At 29.7% G+C, this 16,972-nt stretch carries 15 protein-coding genes; 4 read left to right on the top strand and 11 right to left on the bottom strand.

Annotation, left to right across the window (positions count from 1 at the left end; translation table 11 throughout):
- Positions 1 to 78: 78 nt before the first annotated feature.
- The 3 genes from BN3265_RS02625 to BN3265_RS02615 form a co-directional block, all read right to left on the bottom strand.
- Positions 79 to 2,556: a S8 family serine peptidase gene (locus BN3265_RS02625; RefSeq protein ID WP_058990032.1), complete on the bottom strand. Its 2,478-nt coding sequence runs from the start codon at positions 2,554 to 2,556 to the stop codon at positions 79 to 81.
- A gap of 93 nt (positions 2,557 to 2,649) precedes the next feature.
- Positions 2,650 to 3,669, bottom strand: a complete 1,020-nt coding sequence (gene fni / locus BN3265_RS02620; RefSeq protein ID WP_058990031.1) for a type 2 isopentenyl-diphosphate Delta-isomerase — start codon at positions 3,667 to 3,669, stop codon at positions 2,650 to 2,652.
- Between the two features lie 11 nt (positions 3,670 to 3,680).
- Positions 3,681 to 4,838, bottom strand: coding sequence for an LCP family protein (locus tag BN3265_RS02615; RefSeq protein ID WP_058990030.1), 1,158 nt, complete (start codon positions 4,836 to 4,838; stop codon positions 3,681 to 3,683).
- Between the two features lie 87 nt (positions 4,839 to 4,925).
- Here BN3265_RS02615 and BN3265_RS02610 point away from each other — a divergent pair, with 87 nt between their 5' ends.
- Positions 4,926 to 5,750 carry a Cof-type HAD-IIB family hydrolase gene (locus BN3265_RS02610; RefSeq protein ID WP_058990029.1) on the top strand — a complete coding sequence of 275 codons (825 nt, stop codon included), beginning with the start codon at positions 4,926 to 4,928 and terminating at the stop codon, positions 5,748 to 5,750.
- A gap of 221 nt (positions 5,751 to 5,971) precedes the next feature.
- Here the strand turns inward: BN3265_RS02610 and BN3265_RS02605 are convergent, their stop codons facing one another.
- The 8 genes from BN3265_RS02605 to pepD all read right to left on the bottom strand — a co-directional run bounded on the left by BN3265_RS02605 (position 5,972) and on the right by pepD (position 13,384).
- Complete coding sequence (locus BN3265_RS02605; RefSeq protein ID WP_058990028.1) at positions 5,972 to 6,178, bottom strand: hypothetical protein; 207 nt, start codon at positions 6,176 to 6,178, stop codon at positions 5,972 to 5,974.
- Positions 6,168 to 6,602, bottom strand: a complete 435-nt coding sequence (sufU, locus tag BN3265_RS02600; protein WP_004839286.1) for a Fe-S cluster assembly sulfur transfer protein SufU — start codon at positions 6,600 to 6,602, stop codon at positions 6,168 to 6,170. Before sufU ends, BN3265_RS02605 begins: the two co-directional genes overlap by 11 nt.
- The gene (locus BN3265_RS02595; RefSeq protein WP_058990027.1) at positions 6,602 to 7,822 is read right to left on the bottom strand and encodes a cysteine desulfurase; all 1,221 of its coding nucleotides are present in this window, start codon (positions 7,820 to 7,822) and stop codon (positions 6,602 to 6,604) included. The genes sufU and BN3265_RS02595 overlap by 1 nt, the downstream gene beginning before the upstream one ends.
- A gap of 1 nt (position 7,823) precedes the next feature.
- Positions 7,824 to 8,870, bottom strand: coding sequence for a SufD family Fe-S cluster assembly protein (locus BN3265_RS02590; RefSeq protein ID WP_058990026.1), 1,047 nt, complete (start codon positions 8,868 to 8,870; stop codon positions 7,824 to 7,826).
- Positions 8,870 to 10,285, bottom strand: coding sequence for a Fe-S cluster assembly protein SufB (sufB, locus tag BN3265_RS02585; RefSeq protein ID WP_058991283.1), 1,416 nt, complete (start codon positions 10,283 to 10,285; stop codon positions 8,870 to 8,872). Before sufB ends, BN3265_RS02590 begins: the two co-directional genes overlap by 1 nt.
- Before the next feature lies 1 nt (position 10,286).
- A complete protein-coding gene (gene sufC, locus BN3265_RS02580) occupies positions 10,287 to 11,018 on the bottom strand; it encodes a Fe-S cluster assembly ATPase SufC (RefSeq protein WP_058990025.1) in 732 nt (243 codons plus the stop codon).
- Positions 11,019 to 11,442: 424 nt separating this feature from the next.
- Positions 11,443 to 11,709, bottom strand: coding sequence for an HPr family phosphocarrier protein (locus BN3265_RS02575; protein WP_058990024.1), 267 nt, complete (start codon positions 11,707 to 11,709; stop codon positions 11,443 to 11,445).
- 256 nt (positions 11,710 to 11,965) lie between these two features.
- The gene (pepD, locus tag BN3265_RS02570) at positions 11,966 to 13,384 is read right to left on the bottom strand and encodes a beta-Ala-His dipeptidase (protein ID WP_058990023.1); all 1,419 of its coding nucleotides are present in this window, start codon (positions 13,382 to 13,384) and stop codon (positions 11,966 to 11,968) included.
- Between the two features lie 171 nt (positions 13,385 to 13,555).
- Here pepD and BN3265_RS02565 point away from each other — a divergent pair, with 171 nt between their 5' ends.
- The 3 genes from BN3265_RS02565 to BN3265_RS02555 are packed head-to-tail and all read left to right on the top strand — an operon-like array spanning position 13,556 to position 16,963.
- A complete protein-coding gene (locus BN3265_RS02565; RefSeq protein ID WP_058990022.1) occupies positions 13,556 to 14,602 on the top strand; it encodes a D-alanine--D-alanine ligase family protein in 1,047 nt (348 codons plus the stop codon).
- The gene (locus BN3265_RS02560) at positions 14,599 to 15,978 is read left to right on the top strand and encodes a UDP-N-acetylmuramoyl-tripeptide--D-alanyl-D-alanine ligase (protein ID WP_058990021.1); all 1,380 of its coding nucleotides are present in this window, start codon (positions 14,599 to 14,601) and stop codon (positions 15,976 to 15,978) included. Before BN3265_RS02565 ends, BN3265_RS02560 begins: the two co-directional genes overlap by 4 nt.
- A gap of 52 nt (positions 15,979 to 16,030) precedes the next feature.
- Positions 16,031 to 16,963, top strand: coding sequence for a 1-phosphofructokinase family hexose kinase (locus tag BN3265_RS02555; RefSeq protein ID WP_058990020.1), 933 nt, complete (start codon positions 16,031 to 16,033; stop codon positions 16,961 to 16,963).
- Positions 16,964 to 16,972 lie beyond the last annotated feature (9 nt).

Genomic DNA, 16,972 nt, shown 5'->3' with positions numbered 1-16,972 from the left:
CCCTTAATTTTATACCCAAAAATAAATAAAAAAAGAGAGAAAAAATTTCTCTCTAAAAATTTTATTTAATTTTTACAATTAATTTAATTTTGCAAAATTAGCTTCCAACAATTCATAAATATTATTATAATTTTCAGTTGAAATATTTATATAATCGACTCCCTCTTGACCAATATCGTGACCCTGTCTATTATATTTTATAATTTTATTTTTTGTATCAATCGAATAATTATTGTCAAAACCAAACCACCAATAAAGCCAATCTGCTTCAACAAATAATTTATTATCAATAATTTCTGCAGCGTAATTGTTATTTAGAAAACATACATTTTCTTCTTTCATATAATCTTTTTTTGCAAATGAGAAGACTCCATATTCTGGAAAATATTGGTAGGTATAGCCCGGATTATTTTCTGAACTGTCAATATTATCTGGGAATAAGCCAAAATAATATGTTCCATCTGAGTTTTCTTTTATATATTTTCCAGAATATTTGGAATCTATAAAATAAGATGAATCTTTCAAATAAATTTCATTTAATTTTCCTACATCAACAAAATAAACATCTCCCATATCCAAAATAGAAATTTCTCCTTGATCTTTTCCGTCTTGGATTATTTTATATGAATTTTCGTCAGAATTTTCATCTTCATTTTCATCAGAATTTTCATTTGAGGCATCTTCATTTTCAATTATCCTTAAATTTCCCTCTTTACTTTCATCAGATTTATTTTCTCGGATTATTTTTTTATCCTTGTTCTTTTTTTCTTCTTTTTTATCTGATATTTTTTTCTTTGCAAGTTCAGTTATTTTCTTTGCATCTACTAATTTTGAATTTTCTCCATTAAATTCATCAATAACATCAAAATTAGTTGAATTTATTATTAATTCTTTTGCAAGCTCTCCATTCATTTTTTCTGGATAAGCTCCATAAAGATTTGCTGCAAGACCTGAAATGAAGGCAGCTGATGCTGATGTTCCCTTCCATAATTTTAACTCACCATTTTTATAATATCCAGGAACTTTTTCACCGGGACCAACTACATCTACATTTCTTGTTGTTGTAAAATTTGCATAAGTTAATTTTTTATTATGTTTTAAATTTGGTGAAGCTGCGCCAACCATAATTACCCTATTTTTTAAATCCTTATCAATATCATTTAAAATGCATGTTTTATTTATTTTAACATTTGAAAATCTTTCTATTTCCCTTATCTCATTTCCTTGGTTTCCAGCTGATTTTACAAGGAGAAAATCTTTGTTATTTTCTTTTAATTTTTTTAAGGCTAAGTTTAACCTTTCAGCTGAATCTTTATGGGTTTTCTTTATATTTTTTGCATATTCTTCTACATTTTCGGAATTTATTTTTTCATTATTGTTTATAATTTTACTTAATTTTCCCTTTTTAAAATCTTTCTTAATATCTTTTTTATTAGCGTTAATATAATATAAACTTTCAGCATCATATCCCCAGCTTATATTAAAAATTTTAATTTTATTTTGAGATTGATCAATCCTATAAGAAATTAAATATCCTAGCAAACTTTGGTCAAATATGGTCGGAGAAACTTTTACATCCTTGCCAACTCCACTAAATCCAACATTGTTGTGTTTTGCAGCTAAAGTTGATGAAACAAGATAGGCATGAAGTTTTTTATTATCATCTGATTCTTCACTTTTATTATCATTTGAATTTTTACTTTTTTTATCTTCAAGATTTTCAGAACTTAAATCTTCAAAATCAATATCTTTTTTGAGATTTGAAGACGAATCTAAAATAGAATTATTGATTATTCCATTTTCAAATACTCCAACATTTGTCGCTTCTTTCGAATCTAGATTTTTCCACATATATGCTAAATTAGTAATTTTATAAGACCAATATGGATCATCATTTAAAAATTTTGAATCAGCATCCTTATCAATTTCAAAGCCTGAATCAATTTTATAGTCTTTCCACAAATTATTTCTATCAAATTTTTTACCCTTTATTTTGAAATTATCTTCAGGATAAGAAAATTCTTCGTTTTCAATTGGAATTAACCTATGAAGACCAGCAAGTAAAACTCCATTTTCTTTTTTTATTTTTTCTGAAATTTTTTCAAGTTCTTTGCTTGATTTATTTGGAATATTTATTTGATAACCACCCCAAGTGTCACATTTTCCTACAATTTTCGCTCCGTACTTATCAAATATTTTTTCATCAAACTTATTTAAATCAACATCAACAAAAATTTCCCCATCAACATATTCCCCGAAGTCATCTTCTTTAATATTTTCCCTTCCTGGAATAGTTACAAAATTTTTCTTATCAGAAAATTCAAGCTTTTGACTTTTTTCCGGATAATTTTCCTTCATGGATTTTCTTTTTTCGATATATTTGACCTTATCTTTGCTATTTGAATCTTCATTTGATGATAATTCTATATTATTAGAATCTTTATCAGTTTCATTAATGTTTTTCTTAGAATTAAACAGACCTCTCCCAAAATATATAAACACAAAACTAAATAGGACTAAAACAATCCCAATAATAAACTTTTTATAAGATTTCATTTTCTCCTCCCTGCTATTCTTTACTTAATTATAACAATAAAAATAATTTTTTTCATTTTTAATGAGCAAATAAAAAAAGGAGAATTTCTTCTCCTAATCTTCTACTAATTCTTTTAACCTTCCCGTAAGTTTATATGGGACATTTTTTAATTCATTTATATTTTTAACCCCAACAAGAGCCATGAATATTTTTATTTTTGTTTGAAGTTCTTTTAAATATTTTAAGGCATAATCATAATCGCCTCTTAAAAGAAAGGACAAAACTTCTCCAGAAATTGCACACATGTCTGCCCCAATTATTATAGACTTACAAACATCACTTGCATTTCTTATTCCCCCACTTGAAATCAAAAAGAAATCATCTGATAAGCTCCTTACATCAAGAATTGATTTTGCTGTAGGAATTCCCCATGAATAAAATTCTGAATAATCCTTATCAAATATTCTCATATCTTCAATTTCTATAAAATTTGTTCCGCCTTTTCCAGCAACATCAATATATTTTACTCCTAAATCCAAAAGTTTTTGACCAACTTCCTTGCTCATGCCAAAACCAACTTCTTTTACAATAAGTGGAACCGAAAGATTTTTACTGATATTTGCTAAATTTTTATAATTATTGGAAAAATCTCTCTCACCTTCGTCCATAACAAGTTCTTGAGCTATGTTGAGATGGGCTTGAACTGCTTTTGCTCCAATCAAATCTTTGGCAAATTCAAAATTTTCTAAATTATTTTCTAAACCTAGATTTCCAATTTTTATTATATCTTCCTTCTCTTTTAATAGGGAGAAAGATCCTCTTGCTTCCAAATCTTTTATAGCAATAGACTCACTGCCAACTGCCATTGGAATATTTAATTCTCTACAAATATTTGATAAATCTTCGTTTATATCCTCGCTAATTTCTGTTCCGCCAGTCATAGCATTTACCATAACCGGCATAGAAATTTTCTCACCTAAAAATTCTATAGAAGTATCAATTTCATCAAAATTAACATGGCTTAAGGCATTATGTTCAATATAAACATTATTTAGTAAAGTTTTTGACCTAAATTCACTTCTAAGATAATTTTCAATATGTTCGTCTTTTCTTTCTCTTCTTTTTTCATCCATTATTTCACCTATTAATTATCATCCGTAAAACTATTCAAATCATCGTCAAAATAATTTCTATCATCAATTATATCTGTCTCTTCTTCATTCAAATCATCTTCTTGGTAATCATCTTCATTTTCTCCAAAATCATTTTGATTTTCTAAATCTTGATTTTTTTGAATTTCTTGATGATTTTCATTTAAATTTTGATAATCTTCATTTGATAAGTTTTCATCATTAGAAAATCCAAAATTTTCATATTCTCTGTACCAGCTATCTTCCTTATTCCAATTTTTCAATTTATATTTTGAAAATACTTTATCAACTATATCCCAAGTTTTTTCATAATCCGGAATATAGTAACTTATACCATCAATCATACTTGGGATCCCTGGAACTGTATAGGTTGAAAATTTATCTGAAGAAAAATTAGAAATTTTACTAGCCATATCAAGTATTGTCGCCATCGGTAGATTTGTTTTCACATCTTTAAAATAAGATTCAACCAAAGAAGTCATGCTAATTGATTCTGATTTTTTTACCATTTCATTGACCATAGCTTTTAAAAATTGTTGTTGAGCATTAACCCTTCCAAGATCAGCATTTTCGTATATTTTTCTAGTTCTCAGATACCACAATACATCTTCACCATTCATTTTATTCATTCCTGGTTTTATATGAGTGTTATCTTCATCAATTTTAACACCTTTTGGAACATTGTAATTAACTCCACCCATACCATCAACTATATTTTTAACTGCATCAAAATTAACTTCAGCATAATAATCTATATCAAGACCCAAAAAATCTCTCAAAGTTTTTAAGGTAAGTTCAATTCCACCATAAGCATGAGCGTGATTTACTTTTGTAAACTCATCCCTAACTTTCACCCTAGAGTCTCTTGGAATTGACAAAAGATCAACTTTTCCAGTTTTAGAATTGATTTTACAAAGCATAATCGTATCAGTTCTAGTTGGCTCAGGGTTTTCTTTATTTTGGCTTGCATCAACGCCAACCAAAAGAACAAGTATCTCATCATCTACTTTTTTTCCTTTATTGCTAACAGCTGCTTCCGTTCCATAATCTTTTATATTTTTTTTATCTTGTAATCTATTTAAATAAGCATTAGAAGTAAAATAAACAAAAAATGCTAAAAAAACTGTAATCAAAAATCTTTTAAACTTCATAATATCTCCTTCTCATCTTGTAATTATAGCACAAAAAAAGCCTTAATAAAAATAAGAAAATGTAAAAATATATGATATAATCAAGTTATGATTAAACTAATAACAATTGATATAGACGGAACCTTGCTTACTAATACAAGGCGTCTTCCCAAAAAAAATAAAGAAATGATATTAAAGGCAAAAAAAATGGGTGCCCACATAGCCCTTGTTAGTGGAAGACCATTTTCTGGAATTCTTCCTTATGTCAAAGAACTCGACCTAGAACATGAAGGTCATTTTTCAATTTCCCAAAATGGATCATATATTTTTGACAACTACACTAAGGAAGTAATTACAGGAGTTTTCCAAAAACCAAAAGATTTAATAGAGCTTGATAAGTCTTTAAAAAATTTTAAAGTTCAAGTTTCAGCCATGGATGATGATAGTTTTTATACAAGACATAAAAATCCAAATATTTTGACAAGACTTGATTCTTTTATAACAAAATTAAAACTTCAAAAAATTCCCTATGAAAATTTTGATGAAGATAAAAATTTTGGTAGGTTTTTAGTTATGGGCTGGCCTTGGAATATTGAAAAAGTCATGGACAATATGCCAAAATTTGTAAATGAAAATTATTATTATGCAAAAACTGCCCCTGTTTTAATTGAAGTTATGAACAAAAATGCAAACAAGGGAAATGCCATAAAATTAATGAGCGAAAAACTCGGTTTTAAAATCGATGAAATTATGGCAATCGGAAACGAAATGAACGACATTCCTATGCTAGATATGGCAGGATTTTCTGTAGCAATGGAAAACGCCAACGATTACCTAAAACCCCACGCAGATTATATAACCTTATCAAATAATAAGGCAGGAGTTGGAGAAGTTATAGAAAAATTAATAGAAAATAATTTTGAAAAATTTTAAATAAAAAAGCATTCCTAGATTGACTAAGAATGCTCAGACTATTGACAAACTAAATTTTCAACCATTTCGAGCGAACGTAGTGAGTCGAGAAATCTCATGAGATCTCTCCATGCGTTCGTTTCACTCACTTAGTCGAGATGGTACTTAGCTTAATTTTTATTTCAAAATAAGATATTATCTAAATTCATACTTTGTCCACGCTCTGTGCATTCCTAGATTGACTAAGAATGCTTTTTGTTATCTTTAAATTTTTTGTATTTTACATAGGCATTTGCGCCCATTAATATTGATACCAATAAAATTATCCACCAATATTTTTTGTCACTTATATATTGAATTATAGTTAGGATTATCAAAAGCACAAAAGTTATTGCACTTGTTACAAATTCTAATAGCCTATAATTTTTGAAAATATTATTATTTGACATCTTTATCTATCACTTCGTCCAAAGTTTTCCAAGATAAAAGAGCACATTTTACTCTTTGTGGCATATTTGAAATATTTTGGAAAGCTGCAGCATCTCCAATTTTTTCCAAATCTTCATCGCTTATATCTTCTCTTTTTATCATTCCGATATAAATTTTTGCCATTTCCTTTGCTTCTTCAATTGTTTTTCCTACAATTTCATCGCACATTACAGAAGTTGCAGCTTGACTTATTGCACAGCCGTGTCCTGTAAAAGCTGCCTCTGTTATTACATTTCCGTCATGTTTTAATTCCAAAACAATTTCATCTCCACATGAAGGATTGTGTCCTGGCTCTTTTATGTCTGGATTTTCTAAATTTCTTTTATTTTTTTGATTTCTAGAATTTTCAAGAATTACTTGAGTATAAACATCATTTAAGTCCATTAAAGTCCCATCACCTTTCTTACATTTTTAAGCTCTTTTGCAAAATATTCTACTTCTTCTTTAGTATTATATATGGCAAATGACGCTCTGCAAGTTGAAGATACATCAAGGTAAGTGTGAAGTGGCATAGCACAATGGTGGCCGCTTCTTACAGCAATTCCTTTCATATCCAAAATTGTTGCAACATCGTGTGGATGAATATCATCAAAAGTAAAGGCTACAACTGATCCTGTATTTCTTTTTTCTGGGAAAAATACTTTTATATGATCAATGTCTTTAATCAAATCGTAGGCATATCTTGCAAGTTTATTTTCGTGTTCATAAATATTTTCTAGACCAATTTCATTTATAAAATCAATTGCAGCAGAAAGACCTACAACTCCACCTACATCTTGAGTTCCTGCTTCAAATTTTTGGGCAGGTTTTGCAAAAGTAGATTCTTGCTCATAAACATATTCAATCATATCTCCACCGAGATTGTATGGTTTTAAATCTTCAAGCAAGTCATATTTCCCATACAAAATTCCAATTCCCATTGGTCCATACATTTTGTGGGCAGAAAAAGCAAGAAAATCACAATCCAAATCTTTTACATCAATTTTTTTGTGAGGAGCAAGTTGGCAAGCATCAACAATTGAAATTGCTCCTGCTTGGTGGGCAAGTTTTGTAATTAATTTTTGATCAGTCATCTCTCCAGTCACATTTGATGAGGCCGTGATTGAAACAATTTTTGTTTTATCTGTGATTTTTTCTTTTAATTCATCATAATTTAAAGAATAATCATCATTTAAATAAACATATTTTAAAATCGCCCCAGTTTCTTTGCAAACTCTTTGCCAAGGAACTAAATTTGCGTGGTGTTCTAAAATTGAAATTACAATTTCATCACCTTTTTTCAAATTTTCTCTCGCATAAGAATAAGCAATAAGATTTAAAGATTCTGTCGCATTTCTTGTATAAATTATTTCTTCAGATCTTTGTGCATTTATAAAATCTCTAACTTTTTCCCTCGTATTTTCAAAAGCTTCTGTCGCCTTCCAAGATAAAAAGTGAGCTCCCCTGTGAGGATTTGCATTTGAATATTTGTAATAATCAGCTTGAGCATTTATAACTGAAATAGGATTTTGGCTAGTTGCCGCAGAATCTAGGTAAATAACTTTTTTTCCAGTATTTTTTTCGTCCAAAAATGGAAATTCTTTTCTTATTTTTTCTATATCCATCTTAATCCCTCGTATTCATTGCATGAACTTTATATCTTACTTTTTCTCTCAATTCTTCATGGTCAATTTTATCAATTGTTGGAGCAAAATTTGCCTCAAGCATCAAACTTTCTGCCTTTCTTTTGGAAAATCCTCTGCTCATTATATAAAATAACATGGACTTATCAAATCTTCCCACACTTGCAGCGTGCTCCCCTGCTACGTCTTTTTCTTCATTTAATAACACGGGAGCTGACCTATTGATGGCATCTGGACTTAGCATTACTGCATAATCCCCAATTTTTCCATCTGCGTGTTCGCAACCTCTTTTAAGATCAACAACACCCTTCCATCTTTTTTCAGCTTTTCCTTTAAGGGCACCATTAAACATACAATTTGATTTTGTAACTTTTGCCTTGTGGTCATTGAAGGCACCAATATCTAAAAAGTCATCATTTTGTTTGAAATAAACTCCATTTTCTTCAAGATTTGATTCTTCTCCATCAAGGAAGTTTCTAATATTTACATAAGACTTGTCTGCACCAAGTTCAATATAAGAAATATCAAAATTTGCCCTGTCACCTATAATTGATGAAATTTGTTGTAGATTAAGAGAATTTTCTAATAAATCAACAACTACAACCAATTTTACAAAAGAATCTTCTTCAAGATTTACCCTTATTAAAGAATTTAGGTAAGATGAATCTCCTTCACTTTGAGAAAAATTAATTAAAAATGAAGATTTTGATCCTTTTTTTGCATTTATATCAATTTTATTTACCAATTGATTTGAATTTTCGTCAAGATTTAAATTAATAAATTCTAAATCTTTTTCTCCATCAATATCCCTGTAAATATCTAAATTATTAAAATTTTTATTTTCTATTAAAAAATCTTTTGAAAGTCCGTAATTTTTTTCCCTAAAAATTTCATCTAAAGATTTGTTTTCTTTATTTGAGCTTTCAAAATTTTTGTATTCTTTTTTCTCGTTTAAACTTGGAGCTTTTTCGCTATAATTTAACTTGGTGTATGACCAAGTAGGCTCTCTCATTACATTTACTTTTTCCATCAGCCATTTGCTCCTTCCAATTCCATATCAATCAAATTATTCATCTCAACTGCATATTCCAAAGGCAATTCTTTTGCAACTGGCTCTGCAAATCCTCTTACTATCATAGATTTTGCTTCGTTTTCTGGAATTCCCCTGCTCATCAAATAAAATATTTGTTTTTGGTCAAGAGATCCAATTTTTGCCTCGTGTCCGCAATCAACCTCATCATTTCTAATATCAAGAGTTGGAATTGTATCTGACTTTGATTCGCGTGATAACATCAAGTTTTCACAATCAACAGTTGACTTTGATCCCTTGGCATTTTTGCCAATTTTTACATAAGATCTTGTCATAGATTTTCCATTTCCTTGAGTTATAGATTTTGTAAGAGCGGTTGAGTAAGTGTTTGGTGCGTTGTGAATCATTGAACAGCCATTGTCAATATATTGGCCGTTTGATGCGTAGGTTATTCCTGTATATTCTGCTCTTGCGCCTTCGCCATTTAAAATTGTTGTCGGATAAAGCATTGAAACTTTTGAACCAAAAGATCCAGAAATCCATTCAACTTGACCATTTTCTTCAACGATTGCTCTTTTTGTATTAAGATTGTACATATTTCTTGACCAGTTTTCTATTGTAGAAAATCTTACTTCAGCATCCTTGTGAACAAATATTTCTACACTTCCTGCGTGAAGATTTACAACATTATATCTTGGTGCAGAACAACCTTCTATAAAATGAACTTTGGCTCCTTCTTCTGCAATAATCATTGTGTGTTCAAATTGTCCAGCTCCTGGAGCATTCAACCTATAATAAGATTGGAGAGGAATATCTACATTTACTCCCTTTGGCACATAAATTAAAGAACCACCAGACCAAACTGCTCCATGAAGAGCTGCATATTTGTGTAGTGTTGGTGGAATTGCTCTTTGAAAATATTTGTGAACAATTTCTTCGTGTTCTCTTAAAGCTGTATCAAAATCTGTAAAAATTACTCCTTGATCTGATAAATGTTTTTGAATTGAATGGTAAACTTCCTCACTGTCATATTGAGCCCCAACTCCTGCAAGAGATTCTTGCTCAGCTTGAGGAATTCCTAGCCTATCAAAAGTATCTTTTATATCTTGAGGAAGAGCATCCCAATTGCTTTTTTTATCAGTTTTTGGCTTAACATAAGTTGTTATATCTGCCATATTTAATTCAGAAAGATCTGGTCCCCAAGATGGATTTTCTGTTTGTTCAAAAATTAAAAGAGATTGTAGTCTTCTTTTTAGCATCCATTCTGGTTCATTTTTCTTTTTTGATAATTCTTCTACTATTTCTTTATTCAAACCCTTGTCGGAAATGTCTGAGTATTCAAATTTGTCAATGACATCATAAATACCCCTATCAATATCCTTAAAGGATGATTCATCAAATTTCTTTTCTGTCATATTAAACCCACTCATATCCTTCTTTTTCAATTTTTTCCATTAGAGTCGCATCAGATGTTTTTTTGATTACACCGTCTTTTAAAACGTGAACATAATCAACATCAATATTTTCTAATAATTCATTGTGGTGAGTTACAACTATAACTGCATTGTCTTCGTTTAAATAATTTTTGATTCCTTCACTTACAATTCTAACTGCGTCAACGTCAAGTCCTGAATCAGTTTCATCAAGCATAGCAAGTTTTGGATTTAAAATTTTTAATTGCAAAATTTCAGATTTTTTTCTTTCTCCACCAGAAAATCCAACATTTACATATCTGTTTGCATATTCCTCAGATAATTTTAAATCATCCATTTCCTTTGTAAGTTCTTTATTAAAACCTAAAATTGATGGTTTTTTGCCTGTCACTTCTTCCTTTGCTTGCTTTAGAAAATCTCTAAGTTTTACACCATTAATTGCATCAGGTGATTGGAAAGACATAAAAATTCCTGCCTTTGCTCTTTTATCAGTTGTAAGATCTGTAATATCTTCACCTTCAAAAAATATTTTTCCTTCTGTTACATCATAAACTGGATTTGCCATTACGGCGTTCATTAATGTAGATTTTCCTGAACCATTTGATCCCATTATTACATGGACTTCTCCAGCATTAACTTTTAAATTTATACCTTTTAATATTTCAGTATCTCCAACTGAAACATGTAAATTTTCAACTTTTAATAATTCTTTCATCGCTTACCTCTTTTTTTATATTTTGAGAAAATAAATTTATATACATTAAAAGTATACTACTTTGGTACGGATTGTCAAAACTTGAAATATTAACATTCTAATATGAAAATTTTGACAATATTTTTTGCAATTTTTATATTTTATTTATTTTCATATTTTTAAATTTCTCCAAAGAAAAAGCACTTAAAAAAAGTGCTCTCCCATAAATATTAAATTATTTCTAAAAATTATTATGTAATTTTTAATAATCACTTTAGAATGTACCTAACTACAATTTTCCTATTTTGAAAAGATAGATAACCGCCAGTTTCACTTATTTATCCCGATTTAACACATCTAGTTATTAGAGATTGTAAAGCATAATTTAATTATAAAAATTATTCATTATTTATAATTAGACTTTTTTTACTCTCTAATGTAACTTTCAATAATTACTTAATTTATTTTCAACCAAATCAACAAGGCTTTTTACAGCTTCTTCTTCCCCATCGCCTTGGGCTTTAATTACTATTTCTTCACCCTTGCCAGCGCTCATAGATAAAACTGACATTATTGATTTGGCATTATAAACTCTTCCTTCTTTTTCTACATTTATATCGCACGCATGCTTTACAGCTTCTCTTATAAAGATAGAAGCAGGCCTTGCATGTAAACCGATTTCATTTACAAGTGTAACTTTTTCCTCGTACATATTCCCTCCGTAAATATTGATAAATAAAAATTTATAACTGTTATTTTTTTAACTATATTTCTTGAACTTAAATTTATTATACACGTTTTCCTAACAAAATACAATACTTGAATTTTTGAAAATAAAGTTTAAAAAAATATTAATTTTATAGAAAATGATTTCCTCATCTTTAAATATTATAGCATTTAATGAAATTTATACAAGGATATTTTATATTTCTTATAAGCAAAAATATAAAGAGGCCGAAGCCTCTTTTTTATTTTAATTCTTTTAAAATTTCTACCAAGAATTTATAATTATTTTCTGTTGATTTTATATTTACTCTTTCTTCTGGTGAATGAGCTCCTTGGATTTCTGGGCCGAATGAAACCATTTGAGTTTCTTTCATATCTTGTTTTAGAAGTCCACATTCAAGTCCACCGTGAGTTGTTAAAACTTGTGGTTTTTCTCCATTTAATTTTTCCCAAACATTTTTCATTATCTCCAAAAGTTCACTGTCTTCTCTTTCCCAACCAGGGTATTCGTTTATACTTTCAACTTTCGCTCCAAAGAGTTCCACTTGGTTTTTAATTACATCACGTCTAAATCTTTTAGCTGATGTAACTTCGCTTCTTGCAAGAATTGTGAAGGTGATTTTTTCTTCATCTTCTTCAACTAATCCAAGATTTGAACTTGTTACAAGATTTCCATCGTATTTTTTAACTGGACCATCTGCAACAATTAAATTTGCTTTTACAATTTTTTCTGACAAGTCTTTTGTTAAAACTTCTCCATCAAAGTGACATTCTTTTATTATAATCTCGCCTTTTGGGTCAGAATTTTTGTATTCGTGAAGAATTTCATCTTTTACTTTTGAAAGATTTTTTATAGCATCTTTTGCATTTTTTACTTCTATTATTGCAAATGCTTCTGATGGAATTGCATTTCTTTTTACTCCACCTGAAATTTTTCCGATTTTATATGAGTCTAATTCGTTTATAATTCTTACAAGACCCTTGATTGCGTTTAATCTGTACTTATCAATTTCCATTCCAGAATGGCCACCTTGGAAATTTTTAAGTTCTATGGAAATAAATTCTCCGTCTTTTTTTTCGTATTCTTTTTCAAATGAATATTTTATATCCATTCCACCGGCACAGCCAATGGTTAAAATTCCTTCTTCTTCGCTGTCAATATTTAATAAATATTTTGGATTTCCCAATTTTTTTGTATCTAGATTATTTACTCCAACCATGGAAGTTTCTTCTCCTGTTGTAATCAAAACAGAGATTGGTCCATGTGAAACTTCTTCATCATCCAAAATTGCAAGAGCATAGGCAACTGCAATTCCATCATCTGCCCCAAGAGTTGTCTTGTTTGCTGTAAGCCACTCTCCATCTACAACAAGTTCAATTGGATCTTTTGAAAAATCGTGTTCTGATCCGTTTTCTTTTACACAAACCATATCCATGTGTCCTTGGAGTAAAACTTCTGGATAATTTTCGTAGCCCTTACTTGCTTCTTTCTTTATATATACATTCAAAACATCATCTTGCCAATATTCTAAATTTCTTTTTTTTGCAAAATCTACCAAAAAATCTGAAATTTCTTTTTCATTTCCGCTTTCTCTTGGTATATTTGAAATTTCTTTAAACCAATGAAAAACTTCTTTTGGTTGTAAATCTTTATATTCCATAAATCCTCCTAATATTTTCTTTATCCATTATACTTTGAATTGCAAAAATAAAAATGAAAAAATTTAAAATAAAATAATAAATATTTATTTCAACCCAATAAATTCTCCTTTTATTTGCTCTAATTTCCAATATGTAGTAAAATTTTTATATAAAATTAGATGGAGAAAGAAATGATTAATACTTATTTATTATGCGGTGGACCTTCAAGTGAGCATGATATTGCCCTAAGAAGTGCCCTTAATATTTCAAAAAATTTAGACAAAGAAAAATATAATTTAAAAATTGTATATATTGACAAAAAAGGAAGATTTTCAAAAGCTTTTGATTTTATAGATACAAAAGACGAATTTGATCTTGTAAAAACTTGCAAGGAAAATATTCTCGAATCAATTTCTGATTTTCTTTTAGAATTAAAAGATAAGGACAAGGACAAAACAATAATTATTCCATGTGTTCACGGAACCTATGGAGAAGATGGAACAATCCAAGGATTTTTGGATGCAATTGATGTGGCATATATTGGAAATGGACTCTTATCTTCTTCTGTTTGTATGGATAAGGTTACTGCAAATGACATTTTTGAAAAAAATAAATTAAAACAAGCAAGATATCTTTATGCAAATGAAGAATCTTTTGATGAAGATTTTGCAAAAAAATGTGAGGAATATATAAAATTTCCAATGATAGTAAAACCTTCAGCAAATGGATCATCAGTTGGAGTAAATAAGGCAGAAAATATTGAGGATATTTTAAAATTTGGAAAAGAAGCTTTAAAATATGATGAAAAAATCCTAATTGAAGAGGCAATTATCGGTCAAGAAGTAGAAATTGCCATAATCGGCGACAACGAACTTAAAGCTTCAAAGCCAGGAGCTTATGTCACAGACCATATCTTCCTTGACTATGATGCAAAATATTTTGATAAGGGCACTAAAGAAATGCTTCCTTATCCAATGGATGAAAAACTTGAAAAAGATTTGCTAGAATTTGCAAAAAAATGCTACAAGGCTTGTGGCTGCCAAGGTTTTGCCAGAGTTGATGTATTTTTAAGAGATGATGAATTTTATATAAATGAAATAAATACCTTCCCAGGTTTTACCCCTACTTCATTTTTTGCAAGACTTTGTAAAATTAGCTTTGATATAGAATTTCAAAATATCCTAGATATGCTTATCGATGAAGGGTTCAAAACTTTTCAAAAAAGGAGATTTAAATGATTGAAAAAAGATTAGATGAAATTGCAAAAATGTTAGGTGGAGAAATTTCCGATGACAAGTTTAATGACACAAAAATCAAGGGAGTTTCTATAGATTCTCGTACAATCAAAAAAGATAATCTCTATATCCCTATTGTTGGGGAAAAATTTGATGGAAGAATATTTATTGAAGAATGCCAAAATGCTGGAGCTCCTGCATTTTTGATTGATGAAAATTATAAGATTCCAAAATCAGTTTCAATTCCCTTTGTAAAAGTTTCTGATACAAAAAAAGCCCTACAAGATTTGGCAAAAGCCTACAGGGATGAACTTGATATAAAAATTATTGCAATTACCGGATCAAATGGAAAAACAACTTCTAAAAACTTGATTCATTCAGTTTTATCAGAAAAATATAAGGTTCAAAAAACCCAAGGAAATCACAATAATAATATAGGCCTTCCCCTAACGCTTTTGGAGTTTTCAAAAGATACAGAAATAGCCGTAGTTGAAATGGGAACTGAAGATTTTGGAGAAATTTCAGAACTAACCCATATAGCAAGCCCTGATATGGCGATGATTACAAATATTGGCGATGCTCATCTTTTAAAATTAAAATCAAGAGAAGGAATCGCAAAAGCAAAACTCGAAATTCTTGAAGGCCTAAAAGACGATGGAATTTTTATTTATAATGGTGATGACGAAATGTTAAAAAAAGTTCTCCCATCTTATAAAATAAAACAAAAAACTATAAGTTTTGGAACAAGCGATGAAGTTGACTTTAAAGTTAGTCCAAAAGAATTTTCAAGCACCTATACAAAATTTACTTATGATAATGAAGATTATACAGTACCACTTTTAGGAACTCATCAAGTTTTAAACGGGGCCTTGGCAGTTTTGATTGGAAAATTATTTAACCTTTCCTACAAAGAAATTAATGGTGGTCTTTCTCTCGCATCTAACAATGCAAACAGGAACGAATTAATTGAAAGAAATGGCTTTGATATTCTTGATGATGCCTACAAATCAAATCCTCAATCTTTAAAACAAGGACTTGAGCTTGCAGGATATTTGGATGGATATGCAAATAAAATTGTAGTTTTGGGAGATATGTTAGAGCTTGGTGATGGAGAAAAAAATCTCCACTACAAGTCAGGACTTGATATAGATCCAAAAAAAATAAATTATTGCTTATTTTTTGGCCCACTTTGTAAAGAAATGTACAGGGCAAGCCTAGAAAATTTCCCAGAAGATAGGAGTTTTTATTTTGAAAATAAAAATGACCTAATTGATAAATTAAAACTTCTCATTACAAAATCAAGCCTTGTTTTTGTAAAGGGCTCAAGAGGAGTTCACATGGAAGAAGTTATAGAAGCAATTTATGATATAAGAGTGTAAAGTAATATTAGAAAAGATAGAAAAGATTAGAAAATAAAAATTTGGAGGAATTATGATTTACACAGTTACCTTAAACCCATCTGTAGATGTAATTTTAGAAGTGAAAAACCTAAATATCGGTGACAAAAACCATGTTTCAGATGAATTTACCCTTCCAGGTGGAAAGGCTCTTAACGTTTCAAGAGTTTTATCCCAATTAAAAATCCCAACAGTTGCGACAGGATTTATCGGAGGTCACCAAGGAAAATTTATCGAAGAATGGCTTGATAAAGAAAATATCATGACCGATTTTGTAAATATTGAAGAAGAAAGCAGAACAAATATAAAATTATTATTGGATAATGAAGAAACAACAATAAATTCCAAAGGACCAAACGTTAGCCACTACGAAGTTGATGAGCTTTTATATTATTTATCAAGAGTTGGCGAAGGAGATACCATAGTTATGGGAGGATCTGTCCCACCAATGGAAGAAAAAGTTGACGAAGATATTTATTCAAGAATGGTTTCAATAGCAAAGGCAAATGGATCCCAATTTATAGCAGATATTCCTGCAGAGTATTTACCAGCAGTAATAAAAGAAGGACCAATTCTTGTAAAACCAAACGTAGAAGATTTGATGGAAATTTTTGGAACAAAAATTGAAACAATAGAAGATATGGATAAGTACGGTAAAAAAATTATAGAAATGGGAGCCCAAAATGCCATAGTTTCCTATGGAAAAAAAGGATCTATGTTCTTTTCCCAAGACGGCCACTCATATATTTCTGAAGAAATTCACATAAATGAAGTGGTAAATTCTGTAGCTTGCCGTGATGCAATGATTGGTGGATTTATAGGAACTTTGGTAAGATCAAGCGATACAATCGAAGCCTACAAAGTTGCCGTAGCATCCGCAACAGCCACAGCAGAAGTTCTAGACCTTCCAACAAGAGAAGAAATAGAAAAAATAATACCAAAAGTTGTAATAAATCAATTTTCTTAAATAAAAAGG

This window comes from Anaerococcus rubeinfantis, from assembly GCF_001487145.1.
In the GTDB taxonomy this organism is placed as follows: Bacteria; Bacillota; Clostridia; order Tissierellales; family Peptoniphilaceae; genus Anaerococcus; species Anaerococcus rubeinfantis.
The sequence above is the reverse complement of the archived record's forward strand: the minus strand, read 5'-3'. Positions and strand labels throughout refer to the sequence as shown.